The following is a 23,343-nucleotide window of genomic DNA, read 5'->3' on the forward strand; positions in this document are numbered from 1 at the left end:
CGCTGACGGCGCAGGTCTGGGTGGCCGGTCTTCTGTCAGCCTACGCCGTTCCTCCACGTCCAGCTCATGGTCCGGCTCTGTGGGCGTTTCGGCAGGGATGGTGCCGTGCTGGTGGGGCTCGTGGAGCTTGTGGGGCTGCGTACCGGTGGATGCCGTCCGGCGGCGGGGAGGCGGTCGCGCGGGCGGTGGCGGTGAGGGGCTGTCGAGCCGTCGAAGGGCGGGCCGCGCGCCTGAGGGGCCGTTCGCGCCCCGCGGGATCGTCAGGTGCCTTGTGGGCGCGTACACGCACTCGGCCGTGCTCGCGGACGCGCGAGGCGCGGCCGTGCTCGCGGACGCGCGAGGCGCGGCCGTGCTCGCGGACGCGCGAGGCGCGCCGCCGCGGCCGGACAACACGAAGCCCCCGAACCCATGGGGTTCGGGGGCTTCGGGGAAGGTCAGGCTTCGGCCTTCTCCTCGGACTCGGCGGCCTCGTCGGCCTCCTCCTCGACCGGGGCGCCGTTGATCTCGGCGTAGATGGCCTTGAGGTCGACCTCGTTGCCCTCGCTGTCGACGACCTTGGCGGCGTCGCCCAGCACGGACTTGGCCTTGTCGCGGACGATCTCGACCATGGCCAGCGTGAGCTGGTCGTTGTCGGCCAGGTGCTTGGCCAGCTCGTTGGGCTGGACGCCCATCTCCATGGCGCGGCGCACCACGAAGTTGGTCAGCTCCTGCTCGTTGACGCCCAGCTCCTCGGCCTTGACGATCTTGTCGAGCACGAAGCCGACCTTGAGCGCCTTGGCGGAGTTGCTGTCGAACTCGGCGAAACGCTCCTCCTCCGTCGTCTGGTACAGACGGAAGAAGGCGTCGCGGCTGAGGCCGCTCTCGGCGATCTGGTGGTCGAGGTTGTGCTTGCGGGCGTCGACCTCGGCCTTGAGCGCGCTCTCGGGCAGCGGGATGTCGATCTTCTCGAGCAGGGCGTCGAGGGCCTTCTCGCGGGCCTGGACGACCTGGTCGATGAGCTTGTTGCGGCGGGCCTGCTCGCGGATGCTGGCCTTGAGCTCGTCGAGCGTGTCGAACTCGCTGGCGAGCTGGGCGAACTCGTCGTCGAGCTCGGGCAGGACCTTCTCCTTGACCGACTTGACGTTGATGATCACGTCGGCCTCCTCGCCGGCGTTCTCGCCGCCGACGAGCTCGGTCTTGAAGCTCTTCTCCTCGCCCGCGGACATGCCCACGAGGGCGTCGTCGAGGCCCTGGAGCACCGAGCCGGCGCCGACCTCGTAGGAGACCTCGCTGGCCTGCTGCTCCTCGATGTTCTCGCCGTTGATCTCGGCGCGCAGGTCCATCACCACGAAGTCGCCGTTGGCGGCCGCGCGCTCGACGCCGGTCAGCGTCGCGAAGCGCTGGCGCAGCGAGTCGAGCTGGGCGTCGACGTCTTCGTCGGAGACCTCGGCGGAGTCGACGGTGATCTCGGCGCCCTGGTAGTCGGGCACCTCGAAGTTGGGCCGGATGTCGACCTCGGCGGTGAACTCGATCTGCTCACCGTCGTCGATCTTCGTGACCTCGATGTCGGGCTGGCTCACCGGGAACACGTCGACCTCGTCGACGGCCTGGCCGTAGAGCTTGGGCACCGCGTCGTTGAGGGTCTCCTCCAGCACTACCGCCCGGCCGAAGCGCTGCTCGATGATGCGGGCCGGAACCTTGCCAGGCCGGAACCCGGGGACGCGCACCTGCTGCGCGACCTTCTTGTACGCCGCATCCATGCTCGGGCGCAGCTCTTCGAACGGCACCTCGACGGTGAGCTTGACCCGGGTCGGGCTGAGCTCCTCGACAGCGGTCTTCACGGAATGGTCTCCTTGATCAAGCTACGAGTGATCGCGGGCGCGTCCATTCGGTACGGCTCACGCGCCGCGCCCACATGAGCGGCGTTGGGCATGCTCCGCCACGGCGGGATCCAACGCCGATGGCCAGTCTAGGGCAGATGCGTACCGAACAACGACGCCGTCGCCGTCAGAACTCCTCGGCGATCGTCCGCAGCAGATCGATCGTCTCATCAGGAGTGGTGCTCACGGCGCACAGCCGCTCCATGACCTCCGTGTATCGGTCCACGTCCTCACGCTTGTCCAGGTACAGGGCGCTGGCCAGTTGCTCGACGTAGACGACGTCGGGCAGGTCGCGGTCGGGGAAGCGCAGGATGCTGAAGGCGCCGCCCTCGGCGCTGTGGCCGCCGAAGCTGAACGGCATGATCTGGATGGTGATGCTGGGCTGCCGCATGAGGTCGATGAGGTGTTCGAGCTGGGCGCGCATGACCTCCACGCCGCCGATGGGCCGGCGCAGCGCCGCCTCGTCGATCACGGCCCAGAAGATCGGACCGTCCGGCCGGTCGAAGATGCGCTGGCGTTCGAGCCTGAGGTCGACCCTCCTGGCGATCTCCTCCGCCGCGATGCCCGCCGCTCCGGCGGTGACGACCGCCCGGGCGTACTCCTTGGTCTGCAGCAGTCCCGGCACGAACTGGACCTCGTAGGTCCTGATCCGGGCGGCGGCCTCCTCAAGGCCGACGTACGCCTGGAACCACGTGGGCAGGACGTCGTTGAACCGGTGCCACCAGCCGGGTTCGTTCGCGGTGGCCACCAGGTCGAGGACGGCGGCTCGCGCCTGCGGGTCCACGACGCCGTACAGGGTGAGCAGGTCGGAGACGTCACGTTCCTTGAACCCCACCCGGCCCAGCTCCATGCGGCTGATCTTGGATTCGGAGCCCCTGATGAGGTGCCCCGCCTCCTCGCGGGTGACGTTCTTCGCCTCCCTGAGCTTTCGCAGCTGGGAGCCCAGGAGGATGCGCAGCGCCGTCGGCCCGGAACCCGGCTGGTTCTGCGTCACTTTGCCTCCTATCAAGGTCCGCACACACAGTGACACCACATTGCCGGGTATGACAAGGTCTCAACCTCGTGTCCGATTAGGAGAGATTTGCCCCAAAAGGCGCATGCTGTTGCACATTGCAGCTGCACGTGCATTTGGGTCTTGCAGCCGCCGCGTTCGTGACCCATGATGGCTTAGTGCATTGTGGGCCAAACATGCACTAAACCGAGGGCTACGGGGAGGTATCGGCGGCATGGTGGAGGATCCTCTGGCCACTGCCGATTGCCTGCAGATCACCCGTGAGGTGGGGTTCGACCACCTGCTCAAGGGCGGGAAGCCGAACACGACCGCGTGCCCGCTGCCCTTCCAGGCCGACTCGGTGAAGACCGCCAGGGACGTGACCCGCTCCACGCTGCGGGGATGGGGCCTGCACGAGCTGAGCGACGACGCCGCGCTCGTGGTGTCCGAGCTGGTGACGAACGCCGTGCGGTACGCGATGTACGCGGCCGGCCGGCGGGAGATCGAGCTCTTGCTGATGCGCGTGTCGCCGCACGTGCTGCTGGCGGTGGCGGACCCGAGCGACGAGGTGCCGCGCCGCAAGGAGCCGGACTTCATCTCCGAGAACGGGCGCGGCCTCTACATCGTCGAGACCTACAGCCAGTGCTGGGGCTGGGACCCGCTCGACCGCGGCGGCAAGGCCGTGTGGGCGTTGTTCCGCGCCGAAGAGGGCTCCGAAGAGGGCTGAGCCCTCGCCCTGGCCGCTACTCGCCGGTGGCGCCGTCGATGCGCTCGCGCAGCAGGTCGGCGTGGCCGTTGTGGCGCGCGTACTCCTCGATCATGTGGACGAGGATCCAGCGGTGGGTGCAGTCCTGGCCGTTCCGGTCGCCCACGGCGTCGAGGGGCTTGGCGGCCGAGATGGCGCGGGCGCGCTCGATCTCGTCCTGCCAGGTGGCGAACGCCTCCTCCACCGAGGCGTCGTCCACGTCGTTGAAGTCGGCGTCGTTGTCGACGTCCTTGTTCCACAGGCGGGGGATGTCCTCGCCGTTCAGCACGCGGCGGAACCAGACGCGCTCCACGTGCGCCAGGTGCCGGACCAGGCCGAGCAGCGACATGGCGGACGGCTCGGCGGAGCGGAGCCTGAGCTGCTCGTCGGTCAGGCCGGCGCATTTGACGGCCAGCGTGCCGCGATGCCATTCGAGCCAGTTGCCGAGCACGGTCCGTTCGTCGCCGGTGAGGGGTGGGGGCACACGATTGTCTGTCACGCCTCGACCTTAATGGGCGCTTCGTCCGGGTCCGTGAACCAAGAAGCCCCCTCCGCGTCGGAGGGGGCCGATGACCTGGTCGGGGCGACAGGATTTGAACCTGCGACTTCTTGCTCCCAAAGCAAGCGCGCTGCCAAGCTGCGCCACGCCCCGCCTCGCCGGGTGCGCATGCGGTCCGTGACTCCGGTACGCTTACGCCCTGACGACCGGATGAAGTCTAGACCAGAGTTCGACCGGTTCGCGCGGACGTAGCTCAATGGTAGAGCCCTAGTCTTCCAAACTAGCTACGCGGGTTCGATTCCCGTCGTCCGCTCTCGCAGGCGAAAGGCCAGGTCATCCCCGGTTCGGGGGGCCTGGCCTTTTGTGATCTTCGGGGGCGTAGGCTGGCGTCGATGCGTGCACGTCCGATCTCCCGGGAGGCGCTCGTCGAGGAGCTGGCCGAGCTCGTCGCCGCGCGGCCCAAGGACGCCTGGGTGCGGATGGCGGTCGACGGGGCGCCCCCGGCGGGGCCCGGAGCGCTGGCCGACGAGCTGGTCGCGCCGCTGCGGTTGCGCGGCCGGCCTGTGCTGCGGGTGTCGGCGGGCGACTTCCTGCGGCCGGCCTCGCTCCGGCTGGAGCACGGCCGGACCGATCCCGACGTCTTCTACGAGGACTGGCTCGACGTCAAGGGCCTGCTGCGCGAGGTGCTCGAACCCTTGGAGCCGGGCGGCTCGGGGCGGGTGCTGCCGGCGTTGTGGGACAGCGGGATCGATCGCGCGTACCGGCTGCCGTACCGGGAGCTGGCGCCGGGCGGGGTGGTGCTCGTGGACGGCACGCTGCTGCTGGGGCGGGGGCTGCCGTTCGAGGTGAGCGTGCACGTGTGGCTGTCGGCGGGGGCGCTGGCGCGGCGCACGCCGCAGGACGAGCGGTGGCGGCTGCCGGCCTACGAGCGGTACGAACGCGAGGCGCGCCCGCAGCGGGCCGCCGACGTGGTGGTCAGGGCCGACCATCCGGACCGGCCGGCGGTGCTGACGGACGGCTGAGCCCGAGCAGCGCGTCCAGCTCGGCGATCGCCTGGGCGTTCGAGGTGAAGCGCACGGCGTGCAGGCCGGCCGCGCGGGCGCCCTCGACGTACGGCTCGTGGTCGTCGAGGAACACCGTGGCGGCGGGGTCGGCGCCGAGGGCGTCGCAGGCCGCCAGGTAGATGCGCGGATCCGGTTTGCGCACTCCCGCCTCGTGCGAGTAGACGATGTGGTCCACCAGGCCGGCGTAGCCGTACGCGGCCTGCTCGCGTTCCCTGGCGCCGACGAAGCTGTTGCTCACCAGGCCCGTGCGGTAGCGCGGACGCAGGGCGCCCAGGTACGCCATGAGCTCGGTGTTGGGCGTGCCGAGGTACTCCGTCCAGACGTCGGCCATGAACGCCCCGGCGTGCGCGCCGAGCACCTTGGCCACCTCGGCGCCGGCCTGCTCCTCCGTCATCTCGCCGACCGCCCCGGCCAGCCAGGTCGGCTCCAGCTGGGCGTCGATGTGCCCGGCGGGCAGGCCGAGCTTCTCCTCCCACCTGGCCGTCACGCCCAGGGACGGCGTCAGCTCCAGCACCCCGCCGATGTCGAACACGACCGCATCGATTTTCATATGCTCCTCCTGTGAACTCATTCAACCAAGGTAAAGAAGGAACGTGTCCGTGTCCAGACCCTTGACGACCCACAGGGGCGGCTCAAACTGAAACGGTGATCCCTGGCAACTGGTACAACATCGTTCCCGATCTTCCCGTGCCGCCTCCGCCGCCGCTGCATCCCGGCACCCGCCGTCCCGTCGGGCCGGACGACCTCGCGCCGCTGTTCCCCATGGAGCTCATCGCGCAGGAGGTCAGCGGCGACCGCTACGTGCCCATCCCCAAGGAGGTCATCGACGTCTACCGGCTGTGGCGGCCCACGCCGCTGATCAGGGCGCACCGGCTGGAGAAGGCCCTCGACACGCCGGCCCGCATCTACTACAAGTACGAGGGCGTCTCACCGGCCGGGTCGCACAAGGCGAACACCGCCGTGCCGCAGGCGTACTACAACGCCAAGGAGGGCGTGCGGCTGCTGACCACGGAGACCGGCGCGGGACAGTGGGGGTCGGCCCTGGCGTTCGCCTGCGCCCAGTTCGACGTCGAATGCCGGATCTGGATGGTTCGGGCGTCCTACGACCAGAAGCCGTACCGGCGCTCGCTCATGCGCGTGTACGGCGCCACCGTCCACCCCAGCCCCTCCCCCCTCACCGGCGCGGGCAGCAAGGCGCTGGCCGACGACCCCGCCTCCCCCGGCAGCCTGGGGCTGGCGATCAGCGAGGCGGTCGAGGTGGCCGCCGCGAACCCCGAGGCCCGGTACGCGCTCGGCTCGGTGCTCAACCACGTCCTCATGCACCAGACGGTGATCGGCGAGGAGGCCCTGGCGCAGCTGCCCGAGCTGCCGGACCTGGTCATCGGCTGCACCGGCGGCGGCTCCAACTTCGCCGGTCTCGCCTTCCCCTTCCTGCGGGAGAAGCTGGCCGGACGCATCGGCACCCGATTCAGGGCGGTCGAGCCGGCCGCCTGCCCGTCGTTCACCCGGGGCGTGTACGCCTACGACTTCGGCGACACCGCCGGGCTGACGCCGCTGCTGAAGATGCACACCCTCGGGCACTCCTTCGTCCCCGACCCGATCCACGCCGGCGGGCTGCGCTATCACGGCATGGCGCCGCTGCTGTCCCACATGTACGAGCTGGGGCTGTTCGAGGCGGTGACCCGTACCCAAAGCGAGTGCTTCGAGGCGGGTGTGCGCTTCGCGCGGACCGAGGGCATCGTCCCGGCCCCCGAGCCCACGCACGCGCTGGCCGAGACCATCGCCGAGGCCCTGCGCTGCAAGGAGAGCGGCGAGGAGAAGGTGATCCTCACCGCGCTGTGCGGGCACGGCCACTTCGACCTGGCCGCCTACGACCGCCACCTGGCCGGCGAACTGGAGGACTACTCGCTTCCGCAGGAGCGTCTCGACCAGGCGCTCACCGAGTTGCCCGGCTGAGATGACACGGGTGGCCGCGAGACCCGCGGCCACCCGTGTTCAGTTCGCGTTCGGGCGCTTCCTGTGGTTCGCCTTCTTCTTCTTGCGCCCCCTGCCCTTGCGTGCACGCTTCGCCATGGGCTCACCTCCAGCGGTCGGGATCGTGACCTTCAAGGTCTCCCCTGCCCGCGGGCCGCACAAGCGATACGCCGTGACCTAACATTCCTCAACAAACTCGTGTCATAATTTGGTGGAATCTGTTGGAAGGGGTGGGCGTGCTCGCACAGCAGCGTCAGCAGACGATCCTCGAACGCGTACGCAGCAGCGGCGGCGTCCGGGTGGCCGACCTCGTGCGCGAGCTCGGCGTCTCCGACATGACGATACGCCGCGACCTTGAGGTGCTGGCCGAGCGCGGGCTGCTGGAGAAGGTCCACGGCGGCGCGACGGCCCTCGGCCCCGGCTCGACCGAGGAGCCCGGCTTCACCGCCAAGTCCGCCCGCCAGCAGCAGGAGAAGGAGGCCATCGCGCGGCACGCGGCCACCCTCGTACGGCCGGGAACCGCCGTGGCCCTCTCCGCCGGCACCACCACGTGGGCACTGGCCCACCACCTCGTCGCGGTGCCCGAGCTGACCGTGATCACCAACTCGATCCCCGTCGCCGAGGTCTTCCACCGCAACCCGCGCGCCGACCGCACGGTCGTGCTGACCGGCGGCGTGCGCACGCCCTCCGACGCGCTCGTCGGCCCCGTGGCGGTGGCGGCCATCCGCCGCCTGCACGTGGACACGCTCTTCCTCGGGGTGCACGGCATGAGCCTGCGCGCCGGGTTCACCACGCCCAACCTGCTGGAGTCCGAGACCGACAGGGAGCTGGTGGCCGCGGCGCACCGCCTGGTGGTCCCCGCCGACCACACCAAGTGGAACACGGTCGGCATCAGCACGATCGCCGAGCTGACCGAGGCCGACGTGGTCATCAGCGACGCGGGGCTGCCCGAGGAAGCACGCACCGAGCTGGCCGAACGGGCCGGAGAACTGATCATCGCGGAGGGCACGCCTTGAAGCGCACCATCACCCACCTGGCAGACGGCCGAGAGCTGATCTACTTCGACCGGCGCGACGACGCCGACCGGAGCGCGATCGACCGGCGGCCGCTCGATCCGCGGCCGGTGGCCTCCGAGCTGCGCTACGACCCGCTGACCGAGGAGTGGATCGCGATCGCCGGCCACCGGCAGACGCGGACGTTCCTGCCGCCGGCCGACGAGTGCCCGTTGTGCCCGTCGTCCGCCACGCGGGCGTCGGAGATCCCGGCCCATGACTATGACGTGGTGGTGTTCGAGAACCGCTTCCCCTCTTTCTCCGGGAATTTTGGGACTTACGGGGATGTCGGCGGCCTGAGTGAGGTGCGGCCGGGTGTCGGGCGTTGTGAGGTGGTGTGCTTCACCTCCGACCACTCCTCCTCCTTCTCCAGGCTCTCCAACGCCCAGGTCAGGCTGGTCATGGAGGCGTGGGCCGACCGCACCGCCGAGCTGTCCGGCATCGAGGGCGTCGAGCAGGTGTTCTGCTTCGAGAACCGGGGCGAGGAGATCGGCATCACGCTCCCCCACCCGCACGGGCAGATCTACGCCTATCCCTACGTGACCCCGCGCACCAAGCTCCAGCTGGGGGCCGCCTCGCGGCACACGGGCGGCAACCTGTTCGCCGACGTGCTGGCCGCCGAGCAGGCCGCCGGCACGCGGGTGGTGGCCGCCAACGAGCTCTGGACGGCGTTCGTGCCGGCCGCCGCGCGCTGGCCGTTCGAGGTGCACGTGTATCCGCACCGGCAGGTGCCCGACCTGGCGGCGCTGTCGGAGGAGGAGCGGGCCACGTTCGCGCCGCTGTACACCTCGGTGCTGCGGGCGCTCGACGCGCTGTTCGGGGTCGCGATGCCGTACATCTCGGCCTGGCACCAGGCGCCGGTGCGGTACGGCCGCGAGCTGGCCTACCTGCACCTGGAGCTGTTCAGCATCAGGCGGGCGCCCGGGAAGCTGAAGTACCTGGCGGGCTCGGAGTCGGCCATGGGGGCCTTCGTCAACGACGTGCTGCCGGAGGAGGCGGCACGCATGTTGCGATCACGAATTGATCACTAATTGGTTTCTCATTAAAGTCGCATGACTCGTGATCTACCACTAATATCCCGTTAGACATCGGCCATAACGGTCGTTGTACGCCTAATCCCGGGCGTGTTGCCCGGGAGCCGGGGACCCATCGCATCCGGGGTGAATCCGCGCCAGTGGTAGGGACTGCTCCCGTGCCCGAACCCGTCAGCTAACCCGGCCGGCAGAGGGAGAGGAACAACCACGTGGCGGCTTCGTCCCCCGCGAGTCTTGCCGTCGGTCTCATCACCGCCACCGCCCTGCTCGTGCATCCGGCCGCCGCCTCGGTCTCCGGGGCAGCCGCCGTGGCGGCCGCGCCCAAGCCGTCCGAGGCGCAGCTGCGGGCCCAGCTCAAGGAGCTCAACCGCAAGGTCGACAAGCTCATCGAGACGTACAACCTCAAGCGGGTCGAGCTGGCCAAGGCCCAGCAGGCCGCCACCGCGGCCCAGCAGCGGCTCACCGCCGCCGAGCAGGCGCTGGCCACGGCCGAGCAGCGGGTCGCCGAGATCGCCCGGCTGCGCTACCAGAACGGCGACACCTCCCTGCCGGCGTTCATGATGACCCCGGACGGCGGCGGCGCGGCCGTGCTCGAACAGCTCACCGCCGAGCAGCAGGCGGTCGTGGACAGCGTGGCCAAGGCCCGCGACGACCAGAAGAAGGCCGCCACGGCCGCCGCCGCGCTCGCGACGGAGCTGAAGGCGGGCACGGCGGAGGTGGCCGAGCAGCGCGACGACGCCCAGGACGTCATCGACGACATCAAGAAGAAGCTCCAGGACCTGGTGCCGTTCGGGCCGGGCAAGAAGTCCGACGGGAGCTGGGCGCCCGAGCTGCCGGGCGGCTCGGACAACATCACGCCGCGCACCCGGCTGATGCGCGCGCAGGTGCAGAAGAACTTCTCGCTGCCGTACGAGGTGGGCTGCTTCCGGTCCGGCTCCAGCGGCGAGCACCCGCTCGGCCGGGCCTGCGACTTCATGATGAGCACGGGCGGCACCATGCCGAGCGCCGTCAACAACGCCCTCGGCGACCGGCTGGCCGACTGGGCGCTGAAGAACAAGGCCAAGCTGGGCGTCAAGTACGTGATCTGGAAGCAGCGCATCAACCAGGGCTCGGGCTGGCGCTCGATGTCCGACCGCGGCAGCATCACCGAGAACCACTACGACCACGTGCACATCTCGATGAACTAGCCACGGACCGGCGGCTCAGCGGATGCCGGTGAGCTTGTCGGGGTTGGTGACGGAGTAGACGGCGGCGATTCGGTCGCCCTCGGGCGTGAGATCGACGACGACCACGGCCAGCGGCCCGTCACCGGAGAAGACGAGCGCGCACGGGTCGCCGGCCACCCGCCGGTAGCGCAGGTCCACCGCGCCCGGGGTCAGCGTCGCGGCGACGGACATGAACAGCGCCGCCACCTGGTCCCGGCCGTGGACCGGGTGCAGGCTGGTGGCCGGTCCCTTGCCGCCGCCGTCGGTCCACAAGGTCACCTCCGGCGCCAGCACCTCCAGCAGGGCCCGCAGGTCGCCGCCGAGGGCGGCCGCGGCGAACCGCTCGGTCACCTCGGCGTCCGGGGCCGTGACCAGCGGTTCCGGCAGCCAGGGGCCGACGTAGGTCTCCTGGCGGCGGCTCAGGTCCGCCCGCCGGGCGAGCGCCTGGTTCACCGCGATCCGCACCAGGTAGGCCCGGACGTTCTCCACCGCTCCGGCGTCCGGCCTGCGGTGCCGGGCGGACCAGGCCAGCCATGCCTCCTGCAGCACGTCCTCGGTGTCGGCGACGCTGCCGAGCATGTTGTAGACCACGGAGAACAGCAGTTCCCGGTAGCCGAGGAACTGCTCGGTGGCGGCGTCGGCGGGGTGCCGCGGGGTCGGCGGGGTGCCGCGGGGTCGGCGGGGTGCCGCGGGGTCGGTGTCATGGCGTGCCTCCTCGTCTGTCGCAACCGAAGAGTCCCGACGCGTGGCGATTGTGACATGAAGACATCAAGCGTGATCTATGCCACTCATGTCACAGTTCCCGGCCGGTTGCCCCTCTGTGGTGGCGTCACGACTCACAAGGGAGAGCTTCGATGCGCACATTGATCCGCGACGTCAGGGTGTTCGACGGCGAGCAGACCATCGCGACGGCCGACGTGGTGATCGAGGACGGCCTGATCGCCGCTGTCGGCAGCGACGCGGGCCACCTGGCCGACGCCGAGGTGGACGGCACGGGCAGGACGCTGCTGCCCGGCCTGATCGACGCGCACACCCACGTGTTCGACGGCAGCCTGGCCCAGGCCCTGCGGTATGGGGTCACCACCGAGCTCGACATGTTCTGCCTGCCGCGGATCCTCGCCCGGCAGCGGCGGCTGGCCGCCGAGAACGACGACGTGGCAGACCTGCGCAGCGCCGGCACGCTGGCCACCGCTCCGGGCGGGCACCCGACCCAGTTGCTGACGGCCCTGGCGGGCACCGTCCTGGACGGGCTCGACGTCACGGCGATCGACTTCGTCTCCGACCCGGCGCAGGCGCCGGCGTTCGTCCGGGCCAGGCTGGCCGAGGGGGCCGACTACCTCAAGATCGTCATTGACGACGGCGCCGTGCACGGGGCCGACCTCCCCGTCACGACGGCGGAGGTCGCCGCCGCCCTGGCCGCCGCGGCGCACGAGGCGGGCCTCCTGGTCATCGCGCACGCGATCACCGCCGCCGAGGTGGGGATCGCGCTCGACGCCGGCGTCGACGGCCTGGCTCACGTGTGGACCGACCTGACGCCGGACGACCCGGCCTCGCCGCGCCTGGCCGGACGGGTGCGCGACCAGGGGGTCTTCGTGGTGACCACGCTGGCCTACTTCGAGGCGATCACGGCTCAGCACGTCGAGACCGCCGACCGCGGCCGGATCGCCCCTGGTCTGCGCGCGGATCTGGTGCTGGTCGAGGGCGACGCCACCCGCGACGTCACCGCCGTCGGCGACATCGCCGAGGTCTGGCGTCGCGGGGTGCGCCAGGCGCGGTAGCCCCGGCCCGTGACGCGCCGGCCGGGTCAGCCGAGCGTGAGGGGGTTGACCAGGTCGGCGTAGACCAGCAGACCGGCCATGATGATCAGCACGAACGCCATCGCGTACGTGAGCGGCAGCACCTTGGCGATGTCGACGTAGCGGGGCTCGGGGCGGCGCAGGATCTTGGCGTAGCCGCGCTTGATCCCCTCCCACAGGCCGCCCGCGATGTGGCCGCCGTCGAGGGGCAGCAGCGGGATCAGGTTGAACAGGCCGATCGCCAGGTTGAACCCGGCCAGCAGGCTGACGAAGGTGAACAGCTTGCTCTTGTTGGACATGTCGGAGGCCAGGATCTCGCCGCCGAGCCGGCCCGCGCCCACCACGCCGACCGGGCCCTCGGGGTCGCGCTTGTCGCCGGAGAAGGCGGCGTTCCAGACGCCGACCATCTTCGCCGGCAGGTTGACCATCGAGCCCACGACGCGGCCGGTCAGGTCGCTCATGTAGCCCGGCACCTGCCCGATGCTCTGCTGCTCGAAGACCTGGGAGGGCACGACGCCGAGGAACCCGACGCCCTTGTCGATCTTGGTCTCGTCGGTCGGGTTCGCCATGTCGCGGGCGATGAGGGTGACGTCGAGCGTCATCGGCCTGCCGTCGCGGACGATGCCCAGCTTGACGGGGCCGGCGCCGTGGCCGCGGATCAGGCGGGTGGCGTCCTGCCAGGTCGCGATCTTCTGGCCGTCGAGGGAGACGATGTGGTCGCCGACCTTGACGCCCGCCTTGGCGGCCGGGGTGCGCTCGTCGGTGGGCGCGCACGTCTTGCGCACCTCGGTGGTGGGGATCACGCACGTGTTGGTGTCGGGCGACACGATCGGGGCGGTCTTGGGCAGGCCGATGCCGACCAGCAGAATGCTGAAGAAGATGAAGGCGAGCACGAAGTTCATCGCCGGGCCGCCCGACATGATGATGATCTTCTGCCACCACTTCTTGCGGTAGAAGACGCGGTCCTCGTCGCCGGGCCGCACCTCCTCCATGGCGGCCTCGCGGGCGGTCTCGATCAGGCCCTGCCACGGCCCGGTCGACGCGCTGCGCAGCCTGCCGGGGGCGTCGCCGGGACGCGGCGGCAGCATGCCGATCATGCGGATGTAGCCCCCGAGCGGCAGCCACTTGATGCCGTACTCGGTCTCGCCCCTGCGGATGGACCAGGCCGTCGAGCCGAAGCCGACCATGTACTGGGTGACCCGGACGCCGAAGATCTTGGCCGGCACGAGATGGCCCACCTCGTGCAGGCCGACGGAGACCATCAACCCCACCAGGAACAGAAGGATCCCGGCGACAAAGAGCCAGTTCATCTACGCGCGCTCCAGGCAGACAGACGGTCTCGACGTTCCCAGACTAGTCGAACTCAGCACATCCCTCGGGCTTGCCCGCACTTTGGTGAATCAACGGACCGCATTGACAGTGAGCGATCAGCCGATCACCCTGGGAGACGATGGAGGGGGACGTCTTGATCCGCATACTCATCGCCGAACACCTGCCCTTGGTGCGACGCGGTCTGCAGGCCACGCTCGAAGCCGAGCCCGACCTGCGGGTGGTCGCCGAGACGGGCAGCCCCGACGGTGTGCTGCCGGCCGCGCGGTCGAGCGCGCCCGACGTCGCGATCGTCGATCTCGACCTGCCGGGCCTGCCGGTCGCCACGCAGCTGACCGAGCAGGTCCCCCGCTGCTCCGTGCTGATCCTCTCCGCCCGGCCGAGCCCCGGCCAGGTGCGCAGGGCGTTCAACGGCAGCGTGCTGGGGTTCATGAGCCTGCGGGTGGCGCCCGAGCGGCTGGCCGAAGGGGTGCGCCAGGTCGCCGCGGGCGGGCGAGCGGTGGAGGCGGAGCTGGCGGTGGCGGCCCTGCAGTCGGCCGCCAACCCGCTCACCCGGCGCGAGCTCGACGTGCTGCGCATCGCGGCGGGCGGGGCGAGATCGACCGAGATCGCCGACCAGTTGTTCCTGTCGGTCGGCACCGTGCGCAACCATCTGTCGCGGATCATGTGCAAGACGGGCGCCCGCAACCGGCTGGACGCCGTGCGCATCGCCAGCGACAGCGGCTGGTTGTAGCGGCTCGTTGTGCGGGGACCGGACGAGATGACGGGCCCGGTGGAGCCGCGCCGCTCCGCCGGGACCCGAACAGTCGAATGATCTCAGCCCGCCGAACCCGTTGCCAGTGACCGCCATCACGACCTGACCCATGTGAAACGTCACTACGGACGCCAGATCAACACCAGCGCGCAGTCGTCGTTGTGGCCCGAGGACATCGCGTTGACCAGCGCCCTGGCGCCGTCGCGGAAGCCGGAGGGCAGCAGCCGTTCGGCCTCGCCGAGCAGCCGGTCGAGGCCGGCGTCGATGTCGCGCCCCGGCTGCTCGATCAGGCCGTCGGTGTAGAGCAGCAGCGCGTCGCCCTTGCGCAGGGTGCCGCTGTCGGGCTCGCAGTGGAGGTCGGGCACCACTCCGAGCACCACGCCCTTGGCCGAGGCGACCTGCCAGTTGCCGGTGCCCGAGTCGAGCTTCACCACCGGCGGATGGCCGGCCGAGGTGATCGTGTAGTCGCCGGTGGCGAGGTCGAGGCGTACGTGCACGGCCGTCACGAAGCCCTCGTCGCCGCGCTGGCGGTGGAGGTAGGCGTTGCACGCGGGCAGGAAGTCGTCGACCGAGCCGAGCAGCCCGCCGAAGGTGCCCGACAGCAGCAGCGCGCGGGTGCCGGCGTCGACGCCCTTGCCGGAGACGTCGACCAGGGCGATCTCCACGGAGTCGCCGTCGCGCATGGAGACCAGGAAGTCGCCGCCGAACGACGAGCCCCCGGCCTGCTTGAGCACCACCTTGCCGCCCCAGTCCTTCGGCAGCGGGGGCAGCTCGCCCTGGCTCCTGAGCCGGTCGCGCAGCTCCAGCAGCATCGCGTCGCCACGCAGCCCCTGCACGCCGAGCTTGCCCCGGGTACGGGCCATGAGCACGGCGAGCACGGTGGTGAACACGATCGTCACCGTGAGCCCCAGCCCCACCCGCGCCACCCCGAGCGTGGCCGCGACGTAGGTCAGCGCGACGCCCACCGCCACCAGCAGCTTGACCAGGCTGCGCAGCCGCAGCTGCAGCCCGCCGATCAGGGTGACCAGGATGAGCAGCGACGGCGAGAACCACTCGGTGGACACCTTCGCCGCCAGCAGCCCGATGACGAGCGAGAGCACGGTCAATGTGATGAGCAGGTTGCGGTCACGGGCCAGCGGCCCTCTCCGGACGAACCGGACGGCGGACACCAGGAACGGCACCCGCACCAGGACCGCACGGACCCGTGGCGGAATCAACGGCGCCGGACGGGAACTCATGATGCGTGTGACTGTATCGGTCTGACCCCTGTTTGGGCAGCCCACTTGACCAAGGCCTTGATCATTAAGCACGGATATTGGGTGGCCGTCCCCCTTTGCCCGCTCCTACCGTGGACGGATGACCTATCCGATCCGTCCCATTGACGAATCCGAGTGGCCGGGCTTCGCCGGCGTGCTCGCAGAGGGGTTCGGCTGGACGCCGCATCCCACCCAGGACGAGCGGTACAAGGCCGCCACGGAGTTCGACCGCACCCTGGTCGCCTTCGACGGCACCACCATGGCGGGCGTCACGTCCGTCTTCAGCCTCACGATGACCGTCCCCGGCGGACGCCAGATCCCCGTGGGCGGGGTGACCGCGGTCAGCGTGCTTCCCTCGCACCGCCGCCGCGGCGTGCTGTCCGCGCTGATGCGCCGGCAGCTGTCCGACATCCGCGACCGCGGCGAGTCGGTGGCCGCCCTCTACGCCTCCGAGTCGCTGATCTACGGCAGGTTCGGGTACGGACGGGCGGCCAGCGAACTGTCGTACAAGATTGACAAGCACCGCTCGGCCTTCGTGCGGGACGCCCCCACCGACCCGGCGCTCCGGCTCAGGGTGGTCTCCCCCACCGAGGCCAGGGCCGATTTCGAGAAGGTGTTCGCCGCGGTCGTGACCCGGCGTCCGGGCCGGTACGAGCGCACCCGGCACGTCTGGGACGCCTTCCTGGCCGACGAGGAGCATGACAGGGGCGGCTGGGGCTCGCTGCGCGCGGTGCTCGCCGAGGACCACCAGGAGGTGCGCGGTTACGCGCTGTTCCGCACCAAGTCGGCATGGGACGCCAACGGCGTGCCCAGCGGCGAGCTGCGGGTGTTCGAGCTGGAGGCGACCGATCCGGCGGCCTACGCCCTGCTGTGGCGCGACATGCTGGACCGTGACCTGATCACCAGGCTGGAGGCGTACGCCCGGCCGGTGGACGACGCCCTGATCGCGCTGCTCGCCGACTCCCGCCAGCTGCGCGCGACCTGGTCCGACGAGCTGTGGGTACGCCTGGTGGACGTCGACCGGGCCCTGACCGCCCGCGCCTACGCGGCCCCCGTGGACCTGGTGATCGAGATCGAGGACGACGTGTGCCCGTGGAACGCCGGCCGCCGGCGGCTCACCGCCGACACCACCGGCGCGGAGTGCAAGCCGGTGGACGACGAGCCGCACCTGACAGTGCCGGTGTCCGCGCTCGGCTCGGCGTACATGGGCGACGGCCTGCTCGGCGCGCAGCTCGACGCGGGCCTGCTGCGCGAGCACACGCCGGGCGCGGTGCGGGCGCTGGCCGCGGCCATGGCGTGGAGCCCCAAGCCGCTGGCCGGGCTGGTGTTCTGAGACGCACGACGTAGGCTCTTGAGCATGGCCCTGCAAAGTCTGCAGATCACCGCGACCATCGCCATGCGGGCCCGCGACGTGTCCAGGCCGTCGAAGGAGCAGCAGGAGGCCGCCGACCGGCGGCCCCTGCGCGACGAGACGCCCCGGCGCGAGGCCAGGCGCAAGACCTAGGGCAGCGAGGGCAGCTGGCCGATCGTCTCGTAGGTGGTCAGCTGCGCGATGCGCCTGCTGTGGCGCTCGCTGCCGGAGAAGGAGGTGGTCAGGAAGACCTCGACGAACCTGGTCGCCTCCTCGGTCGTGTGCATGCGCGCGCCGATGCTGACGACGTTCGCGTTGTTGTGCTCGCGGGCCAGCGAGGCGGTCTCCTCGCTCCAGGCCAGGGCCGCGCGGATGCCGCGCACCTTGTTGGCCGCGATCTGCTCGCCGTTGCCCGAGCCGCCGATCACCACCCCCAGGCTGCCGGGGTCGCCGCCGACGCCCTCGGCGGCGCGCAGGACGAACGCCGGATAGTCGTCCTCGGCGTCGTAGACGAAGGGACCGCAGTCGGTCACCTCGTGGCCGTGGTCCTTGAGCCAGGACACGAGGTGGTTCTTGAGCTCATAGCCGGCATGGTCGGCACCGATGTAGACACGCACCCGTCCAGTCTTCCACAGCCCCGCCGATCCCACTCGCTGGCTAGAGTAAGGACCCCTACCGTTCCCCAGTCCTTACGAAAGTGGAGACGCATGCGTGAGATCCGCGTCATCGGCGATCCGGTGCTGCGCACGCCCGCCGAGCCCGTCACCGACTTCGACCGCGAGCTGCGCCGCCTGATCGAGGAGATGTTCCAGGCGATGTACGCGGTCAACGGCGTGGGCCTGGCCGGTCCGCAGATCGGCGTGTCGCGGCGGCTGTTCGTCTACGACATCGCCGGGCGCAAGGGCCATGTCGCCAACCCCGTGCTGACCGTCGACGACGCCGAGGAGGTCTCCGACGAGGAGGGCTGCCTGTCGGTGCCCGACCGCCGCACCCGCACGCCGATCTACGCCCCCGTCGCGCGGGCCGCGGGCGTCACCGTCGAGGGCGTCGACCGGCTCCAGCGGCCCGTGCGCATCAAGGCCCGCGGCTCGCTGGCGCGCTGCTTCCAGCACGAGACCGAGCACCTCGACGGCAGGCTGTACGTCGACCGCCTGCCGAAGGACGAGGCCCGCAGGATCATGCTGCGCGCGTAGGCCGCGGCGGGCCGGGGTCTACAGCTGCAGCGACTTGATCTCCAGGTACTCCTCCAGGCCGAACTCGCCCATCTCGCGGCCCACGCCCGACTGCTTGTAGCCGCCGAAGGGGGCCAGCGGGTTGAACTGGCCGCCGTTGACGACGACCTGGCCGGTGCGCAGCCTGCGGGCGACGGCGACCGCGCGCTCCTGGCTGCCCGACCAGACCGCGCCGGCCAGGCCGTACCTGGTGGCGTTGGCGATCTCCACGGCCTGGCCCTCGCTCGTGTACGGGATCAGCGCCAGCACGGGCCCGAAGATCTCCTCCTGCTCGATCGTCATGCCCGGCTCGACCGCGGCGAAGACCGTGGGCTCGACGTAGAAGCCGCGCTCGCGCGGGCGCTCGGTGCCGCCGGCGACGAGCCTGGCGCCCTCCTCCTGGCCCCGGTTGATGTAGCGGACCACCCGGTCGCGCTGGGCCGCCGACACCAGGGGCCCGACCCTGGTGGCCTCGTCGAAGGGATCGCCGACGGTGTACTTGCGGGTCGCCTCGACGGCCAGGCGGACGGCGTCGTCGTACTGGTCGCGGTGGACGATCATGCGGGTCCAGGCCGAGCAGGTCTGGCCGGCGTTGATGAAGCAGTTGGCCACGCCGACCTTGACGGCCGTGGCCAGGTCGGCGTCGGGCAGGATGATGTTGGCCGACTTGCCGCCGAGCTCCAGCGCCACCCGCTTGACGGTCTCGGCGGCGAGCGCGGCGACCCGGCGGCCGGCCACGGTGGAGCCGGTGAAGGAGACCATGTCCACGTCGGGATGGGCGGCCATCGCCTCGCCGACGACCGGGCCGCGCCCGCTGACCAGGTTGAACACCCCGGGCGGCAGGCCCACCTCGTCGAGGATCTCGGCCAGCGCGTACGCCGCCAGCGGCGCCACCTCGCTGGGCTTGAGCACCACCGTGCAGCCGGCGGCCAGTGCGGGGCCGACCTTGCAGATGATCTGGTGCAGCGGGTAGTTCCAGGGCGTGATCGCCGCGACGACCCCGACCGGCTCCTTGACCAGCAGCGAGTTGCCGATGCGGGACTCGCGCGGGTAGCTCTCGGCCAGCTGCGCGTAGGAGGACAGGACGGCGGCGGGCATCAGCGTCTGCACCTTGAGCGCGAAGCCGAGGGGCGCGCCCATGTCGGTGGCGATCGTCGCCGCGACGCTCTCGGCGCGCTGTTTGAGCAGCTCGGCCGCGTGGCCGAGGAGCTTCCCGCGCTGGGCCGCCGAGGTGTCGGACCAGGCGGGGAACGCCTCCCGCGCCGCCGTCACCGCCGCCTCGACGTCGTCGGGGGTGCCCGCGGGCACCCGGTCGATGATCTCCTCCGTGGCCGGGTTGGCGACCTCGATGGACTCGTCTGACGTAGAGGCGTTCCAGGAACCGCCGATATACAGCTGGCGCATGGGGCCATCCTCGCGTGCACGTCGTGGGGCTGGCGAGACCACGGATCGAGCAGAGGGGGATTCCTCATCCTCCGCGCGCCCGAGAACCTACCGCCGGGATATGAGTCTTACCCCGGCGGTGGCGACATATCTAGTCGAAGGTGGGCTGTCTGGTACGAGTGCGCTTGAGCTCGAAGAAGTCCTCGAACTCGGTGACGAGAAGCACGCCGTCCCACAGCCTGCCCGCGTCCTCGCCCTTCGGGATGGACGTGATCACGGGGCCGAAGAAGGCGTTGGCGCCGACGCGGATGACCGGGGTGCCGACGTCCTGGCCGACCAGCGTGATGCCCTCCTGGTGGGAGGCGCGTACGGCGTCGTCCCATTCGGTGGAGTGGGCGGCGGCGGCGAGGTCGCGGCTGAGGCCGATCGCCTCCAGGGAGTCCTCGATCAGCTCGCCGAGGCGGCTGAGGTCCTTCATCCCGCGCTCGTTGTGCAGGCGCGTGCCGAGCTCGGTGTAGAGCGGGCCGACGACCTCGTCGCCGTGCGCGGCCCGCGCGGCGGCCACCACGCGGACGGGTTCGATGGCCCTGACGATGGCCTCACGGTAGGAGTCGGGCACGTCCTTGCCCTCGTTGAGGACGTTGAGGCTCATGACGTGCCAGCGCGGCTCGATGGCGCGTACCTTCTCCACTTCGAGAAGCCATCGTGACGTCGCCCAGGCAAAAGGGCAGAAAGGATCGAACCACAGGTCCACGGGAATCTTCTCAGTCACGTGGGGCCATAACCTGAGGGTGTCGAGGTCCTATTCCCGGCGTGGCAGGATACCGACAAACTACAACGAAGTGGTGAAAAGGAGCGCAACTTGGCAGGCAACCTGACCCGGGACGAGGCTCGCGAGCGCGCCCGGCTGTTGAAGGTCGAGTCGTACGAGGTCGCACTCGACCTGACGGAGGGGGACGAGCGCTTCGAGAGCGTCACGACGGTGCGCTTCACCAGCACCAGCCCGGGCGCCTCCACCTTCATCGACCTGCACGGCGCCAACGTGCGCAAGGTCACCCTCAACGGCGCCGACCTCGACGTCTCCTCCTACGACGCCGAAAAGGGCCGCTTCCCGCTCCCCTCGCTGGCGGAGTCCAACGAGCTGCTGGTCGACGCCGACTGCAGCTACATGCGCACGGGCGAGGGTCTCCACCGCTTCGTGGACCCGGTCGACCAGAAGGTCTACCTGCACAGCCAGTTCGAGACGGCCGACGCCCACCGCATGTACGCCTGCTTCGACCAGCCCGACCTCAAGGCCGTCTTCCAGCTCACCGTGCTGGCCCCCGCCGACTGGGAGGTCGTCTCCAACGGCGCCGCGGCCAAGGTCGAGGACCTCGAAGGCCAGTCGGGGCGCCACGGCGGCGTCCAGGCGGCCAGGCGCTGGGAGTTCGAGCCGACGCCGGTGATCTCGACGTACATCACCGCGCTGGTGGCCGGGCCGTACCACAAGGTCACCTCCGAGCACGACGGCATCCCCCTCGGGCTCTACTGCCGCGCCTCGCTCGGCGAGCACCTCGACGCCGACAACCTCTTCGAGGTCACCAGGCAGGGCTTCGACTTCTTCCACCGGGTGTTCGGCGTCCGCTACCCCTTCACCAAGTACGACCAGCTCTTCGTGCCCGAGTTCAACGCCGGGGCGATGGAGAACGCCGGTTGCGTGACGTTCCTGGAGGACTACGTCTTCCGCTCCCGCGTGACCGACGCGGTCGTCGAGCGGCGCGCCGAGACGATCCTGCACGAGATGGCCCACATGTGGTTCGGCGACCTGGTCACCATGCGCTGGTGGGACGACCTGTGGCTGAACGAGTCCTTCGCCACGTACGTGTCCGTGCTGGCCCAGGCCGAGGCCACCCGCTGGGGCAACGGCGCCTGGACCACGTTCGCCAACGTGGAGAAGTCCTGGGCCTACCGCCAGGACCAGCTTCCCTCCACCCACCCGATCGCCGCCGACATCCCCGACATGCAGGCGGTCGAGGTCAACTTCGACGGCATCACGTACGCCAAGGGCGCCTCGGTGCTCAAGCAGCTCGTCGCCTACGTCGGCCTGGACAACTTCCTGGCCGGCGTGCGCGACTACTTCGCCGAGCACGCCTGGGGCAACACCGAGCTGAAGGACCTGCTCGCCGCCCTTGAGCGCACCTCGGGCCGCGACCTGTCGTCGTGGTCGAAGGAGTGGCTGGAGACCGCGTGGGTCAACACGCTGCGGCCCTCCTTCGAGGTGTCCGACGGCCGCTTCACCTCCTTCGAGGTGCTCCAGGAGGCCCCGGCCGACTACCCGACGCTGCGCTCGCACCGCATCGCCATCGGCCTGTACTCGCTGGCCGACGGCGTGCTCACCCGCACCAAGCGGGTCGAGCTCGACGTGGTGGGCGCCCGTACCAGCGTGGCCGAGCTGGTCGGCGCCGAGCAGCCCGACCTGGTGCTGCTCAACGACGACGACCTGACCTACGCCAAGATCAGGCTGGACGAGCGTTCCCTGCGCACGCTCGTCGAGGGCGGCATCGCGGCCTTCACCGAGTCGCTGCCGCGCGCCCTGTGCTGGTCGGCGGCCTGGGACATGACCCGCGACGGCGAGATGTCCACCCGCGACTACGTCAGGCTGGTCATCTCCGGCGCGGGCACGGTCTCCGACATCACGGTCCTGCAGGCGGTGCTGCGCCAGGCGCGCCAGGCCGTCCAGCAGTACGCCGCCCCGGCCTGGCGGGCCGAGGGCGAGGCGCTGCTGGCCGCCGAGCTGCGCTCGCTGCTCGGCTCGGCCGCGCCCGGCTCCGACCACCAGCTCGCCTTCCTCCAGGCGTTCGCCCCGGTGGCGGTCGCCGGCGCCGACCTCGACCTGCTGCAGGCCATCCTCGACGGCACCGGCGTGCCCGAGGGCCTGACCGTCGACGCCGACCTGCGCTGGACGCTGGTGGCCGCGCTGGTCTCCGGCGGCCGCCTGGGCGAGCCCGACATCGCCGCCGAGCTGGAGCGCGACCCTACGGCGACGGGTGAGCGGTCGGCCGCGCTGTGCCGGGCCGCGATCCCGACGGCCGAGGCCAAGGCGGCGGCCTGGGACCGGATCGTGGGCGGCGACCTGGCCAACCACATCGCCCGCAACACCATCGCCGGCTTCCAGGACGCCCACCACGCCGAGCTGCTGGAGCCGTACCGGGAGAAGTACTTCGCCGAGGTCGGACGCGTCTACCGCGAGTGGACGTTCGAGAAGGCCTCGACGTTCGCCATGAACTGCTTCCCCGCGCTGCTCATCGAGCCCGCCACGGTCAAGGCGGCCCAGGACTTCCTGGCCGCCGAGCAGCCGCCGCAGGCCCTGCGCAGGCTGATCCTGGAGGGCGCCGACGGCGTCAGCCGCGCCCTGCGCAACCGCGAGACCGACGCCGCGTCGGCCTGATCCGTCCGGGTCCCCGCCACACCCGGCGGGGACCCGGCTTCGCGCTGCGGCGAATACGGCCTGAGCACGGAGACCGGGTGTTAGCCTCAAGTACGTGCTAGGCGCCGGTACCACGCTCAACGACCGCTACATGCTGGCCGACCGCCTCGGCGGTGGCGGCATGGGCGAGGTCTGGCGTGCCGACGACCTCGTGCTGGGCCGGGCCGTCGCGGTCAAGGTGATGATGCCCGCCCTGTCGGAGAACCCCACCTTCACCCAGCGCTTCCAGAACGAGGCCAGAGCCATGGCCACGCTCAGGCACCGCGGCGTGGTCGGCGTCTACGACTACGGCGTCCACGAGGCCGACGGGCGCCGGGTCAGCTACCTGGTGATGGAATACGTCCGGGCGAGTCGCTCGACCGGGTCCTGCGACG

At 70.5% G+C, this 23,343-nt stretch carries 24 protein-coding genes, 2 tRNA genes and 1 riboswitch; of the genes, 14 read left to right on the plus strand and 12 right to left on the minus strand.

Annotated features, from left to right (window positions below; translation table 11 throughout):
- Window positions 1–434: 434 nt before the first annotated feature.
- Both tig and ACWCSD_RS21705 read right to left on the minus strand, forming a co-directional pair.
- Window positions 435–1,820, minus strand: a complete 1,386-nt coding sequence (tig, locus tag ACWCSD_RS21700; protein ID WP_352360392.1) for a trigger factor — start codon at window positions 1,818–1,820, stop codon at window positions 435–437.
- Window positions 1,821–1,986: 166 nt separating this feature from the next.
- Window positions 1,987–2,853, minus strand: a complete 867-nt coding sequence (locus tag ACWCSD_RS21705; protein WP_387679141.1) for a helix-turn-helix domain-containing protein — start codon at window positions 2,851–2,853, stop codon at window positions 1,987–1,989.
- Window positions 2,854–3,085: 232 nt separating this feature from the next.
- On the opposite strand from ACWCSD_RS21705, the gene ACWCSD_RS21710 reads away from it, so the two are divergent.
- Window positions 3,086–3,577 (plus strand): ATP-binding protein, encoded by a 492-nt coding sequence (locus tag ACWCSD_RS21710; RefSeq protein WP_358294636.1) that lies wholly within the window; start codon window positions 3,086–3,088, stop codon window positions 3,575–3,577.
- A gap of 16 nt (window positions 3,578–3,593) precedes the next feature.
- On the opposite strand, the gene ACWCSD_RS21715 is transcribed toward ACWCSD_RS21710, so the two are convergent.
- Window positions 3,594–4,094, minus strand: coding sequence for a DinB family protein (locus ACWCSD_RS21715; RefSeq protein WP_358294638.1), 501 nt, complete (start codon window positions 4,092–4,094; stop codon window positions 3,594–3,596).
- A 76-nt stretch (window positions 4,095–4,170) separates the two neighbouring features.
- Window positions 4,171–4,247: transfer RNA gene (locus tag ACWCSD_RS21720), tRNA-Pro, on the minus strand.
- A gap of 89 nt (window positions 4,248–4,336) precedes the next feature.
- On the opposite strand from ACWCSD_RS21720, the gene ACWCSD_RS21725 reads away from it, so the two are divergent.
- Both ACWCSD_RS21725 and ACWCSD_RS21730 read left to right on the plus strand, forming a co-directional pair.
- Window positions 4,337–4,407, plus strand: a tRNA-Gly gene (locus ACWCSD_RS21725).
- 79 nt (window positions 4,408–4,486) lie between these two features.
- The gene (locus tag ACWCSD_RS21730; RefSeq protein ID WP_449917288.1) at window positions 4,487–5,116 is read left to right on the plus strand and encodes a uridine kinase; all 630 of its coding nucleotides are present in this window, start codon (window positions 4,487–4,489) and stop codon (window positions 5,114–5,116) included.
- Here ACWCSD_RS21730 and ACWCSD_RS21735 read toward each other — a convergent pair.
- Window positions 5,070–5,708 (minus strand): HAD family hydrolase, encoded by a 639-nt coding sequence (locus ACWCSD_RS21735; protein ID WP_449917291.1) that lies wholly within the window; start codon window positions 5,706–5,708, stop codon window positions 5,070–5,072. The genes ACWCSD_RS21730 and ACWCSD_RS21735 overlap by 47 nt on opposite strands.
- Before the next feature lie 95 nt (window positions 5,709–5,803).
- Here ACWCSD_RS21735 and ACWCSD_RS21740 point away from each other — a divergent pair, with 95 nt between their 5' ends.
- Window positions 5,804–7,114 carry a TrpB-like pyridoxal phosphate-dependent enzyme gene (locus ACWCSD_RS21740; protein WP_397161716.1) on the plus strand — a complete coding sequence of 437 codons (1,311 nt, stop codon included), beginning with the start codon at window positions 5,804–5,806 and terminating at the stop codon, window positions 7,112–7,114.
- Window positions 7,115–7,153: 39 nt separating this feature from the next.
- Here ACWCSD_RS21740 and ACWCSD_RS21745 read toward each other — a convergent pair whose 3' ends face one another.
- Window positions 7,154–7,231: a 50S ribosomal protein bL37 gene (locus ACWCSD_RS21745; protein WP_387679150.1), complete on the minus strand. Its 78-nt coding sequence runs from the start codon at window positions 7,229–7,231 to the stop codon at window positions 7,154–7,156.
- A gap of 137 nt (window positions 7,232–7,368) precedes the next feature.
- Here ACWCSD_RS21745 and ACWCSD_RS21750 point away from each other — a divergent pair, with 137 nt between their 5' ends.
- From ACWCSD_RS21750 to ACWCSD_RS21760, 3 genes are all read left to right on the plus strand, one after another.
- Window positions 7,369–8,148: a DeoR/GlpR family DNA-binding transcription regulator gene (locus ACWCSD_RS21750; RefSeq protein ID WP_125636437.1), complete on the plus strand. Its 780-nt coding sequence runs from the start codon at window positions 7,369–7,371 to the stop codon at window positions 8,146–8,148.
- Window positions 8,145–9,215 (plus strand): galactose-1-phosphate uridylyltransferase, encoded by a 1,071-nt coding sequence (gene galT, locus ACWCSD_RS21755; RefSeq protein WP_449917294.1) that lies wholly within the window; start codon window positions 8,145–8,147, stop codon window positions 9,213–9,215. The genes ACWCSD_RS21750 and galT overlap by 4 nt, the downstream gene beginning before the upstream one ends.
- A gap of 68 nt (window positions 9,216–9,283) precedes the next feature.
- Window positions 9,284–9,422, plus strand: a riboswitch (cyclic di-AMP (ydaO/yuaA leader).
- A gap of 5 nt (window positions 9,423–9,427) precedes the next feature.
- On the plus strand, window positions 9,428–10,405 hold the full coding sequence (locus tag ACWCSD_RS21760; protein ID WP_449917297.1) for a coiled-coil domain-containing protein: 978 nt from the start codon (window positions 9,428–9,430) through the stop codon (window positions 10,403–10,405).
- Between the two features lie 15 nt (window positions 10,406–10,420).
- On the opposite strand, the gene ACWCSD_RS21765 is transcribed toward ACWCSD_RS21760, so the two are convergent.
- Window positions 10,421–11,026 carry a sigma factor gene (locus ACWCSD_RS21765; RefSeq protein WP_449917315.1) on the minus strand — a complete coding sequence of 202 codons (606 nt, stop codon included), beginning with the start codon at window positions 11,024–11,026 and terminating at the stop codon, window positions 10,421–10,423.
- 251 nt (window positions 11,027–11,277) lie between these two features.
- Here ACWCSD_RS21765 and ACWCSD_RS21770 point away from each other — a divergent pair, with 251 nt between their 5' ends.
- Window positions 11,278–12,201 carry an amidohydrolase family protein gene (locus ACWCSD_RS21770; RefSeq protein WP_449917300.1) on the plus strand — a complete coding sequence of 308 codons (924 nt, stop codon included), beginning with the start codon at window positions 11,278–11,280 and terminating at the stop codon, window positions 12,199–12,201.
- Between the two features lie 26 nt (window positions 12,202–12,227).
- On the opposite strand, the gene ACWCSD_RS21775 is transcribed toward ACWCSD_RS21770, so the two are convergent.
- Window positions 12,228–13,529, minus strand: a complete 1,302-nt coding sequence (locus ACWCSD_RS21775) for a M50 family metallopeptidase (protein WP_364336208.1) — start codon at window positions 13,527–13,529, stop codon at window positions 12,228–12,230.
- A 155-nt stretch (window positions 13,530–13,684) separates the two neighbouring features.
- Between ACWCSD_RS21775 and ACWCSD_RS21780 the strand changes: the two genes are divergently transcribed.
- Entirely contained in the window at window positions 13,685–14,281 is a 597-nt protein-coding gene (locus ACWCSD_RS21780; protein ID WP_352360440.1) for a response regulator transcription factor, read from the plus strand.
- 143 nt (window positions 14,282–14,424) lie between these two features.
- Here the strand turns inward: ACWCSD_RS21780 and ACWCSD_RS21785 are convergent, their stop codons facing one another.
- Window positions 14,425–15,540, minus strand: a complete 1,116-nt coding sequence (locus tag ACWCSD_RS21785) for a PP2C family protein-serine/threonine phosphatase (protein WP_352323620.1) — start codon at window positions 15,538–15,540, stop codon at window positions 14,425–14,427.
- Window positions 15,541–15,658: 118 nt separating this feature from the next.
- On the opposite strand from ACWCSD_RS21785, the gene ACWCSD_RS21790 reads away from it, so the two are divergent.
- Together ACWCSD_RS21790 and ACWCSD_RS21795 are read left to right on the plus strand one after the other, a co-directional pair.
- Complete coding sequence (locus tag ACWCSD_RS21790; protein WP_449917304.1) at window positions 15,659–16,891, plus strand: GNAT family N-acetyltransferase; 1,233 nt, start codon at window positions 15,659–15,661, stop codon at window positions 16,889–16,891.
- 24 nt (window positions 16,892–16,915) lie between these two features.
- Entirely contained in the window at window positions 16,916–17,062 is a 147-nt protein-coding gene (locus tag ACWCSD_RS21795) for a hypothetical protein (RefSeq protein ID WP_352360444.1), read from the plus strand.
- Here the strand turns inward: ACWCSD_RS21795 and ACWCSD_RS21800 are convergent.
- Entirely contained in the window at window positions 17,059–17,526 is a 468-nt protein-coding gene (locus ACWCSD_RS21800) for a ribose-5-phosphate isomerase (RefSeq protein WP_352323623.1), read from the minus strand. The genes ACWCSD_RS21795 and ACWCSD_RS21800 overlap by 4 nt on opposite strands.
- Before the next feature lie 90 nt (window positions 17,527–17,616).
- Between ACWCSD_RS21800 and def the strand changes: the two genes are divergently transcribed.
- Window positions 17,617–18,102, plus strand: coding sequence for a peptide deformylase (gene def / locus ACWCSD_RS21805; RefSeq protein WP_352360448.1), 486 nt, complete (start codon window positions 17,617–17,619; stop codon window positions 18,100–18,102).
- Between the two features lie 18 nt (window positions 18,103–18,120).
- On the opposite strand, the gene ACWCSD_RS21810 is transcribed toward def, so the two are convergent.
- Both ACWCSD_RS21810 and ACWCSD_RS21815 read right to left on the minus strand, forming a co-directional pair.
- Window positions 18,121–19,524 (minus strand): aldehyde dehydrogenase family protein, encoded by a 1,404-nt coding sequence (locus ACWCSD_RS21810; protein ID WP_397161722.1) that lies wholly within the window; start codon window positions 19,522–19,524, stop codon window positions 18,121–18,123.
- 130 nt (window positions 19,525–19,654) lie between these two features.
- Window positions 19,655–20,275 (minus strand): mycothiol-dependent nitroreductase Rv2466c family protein, encoded by a 621-nt coding sequence (locus ACWCSD_RS21815; RefSeq protein ID WP_387679107.1) that lies wholly within the window; start codon window positions 20,273–20,275, stop codon window positions 19,655–19,657.
- A gap of 90 nt (window positions 20,276–20,365) precedes the next feature.
- On the opposite strand from ACWCSD_RS21815, the gene pepN reads away from it, so the two are divergent.
- Both pepN and ACWCSD_RS21825 read left to right on the plus strand, forming a co-directional pair.
- Window positions 20,366–22,930 (plus strand): aminopeptidase N, encoded by a 2,565-nt coding sequence (pepN, locus tag ACWCSD_RS21820; protein WP_397161723.1) that lies wholly within the window; start codon window positions 20,366–20,368, stop codon window positions 22,928–22,930.
- 94 nt (window positions 22,931–23,024) lie between these two features.
- Window positions 23,025–23,343: protein kinase domain-containing protein (locus ACWCSD_RS21825; RefSeq protein WP_449917311.1), on the plus strand; the 319-nt coding region annotated here is incomplete at its 3' end.

It is taken from the genome of Nonomuraea sp. NPDC001684 (assembly GCF_053596515.1).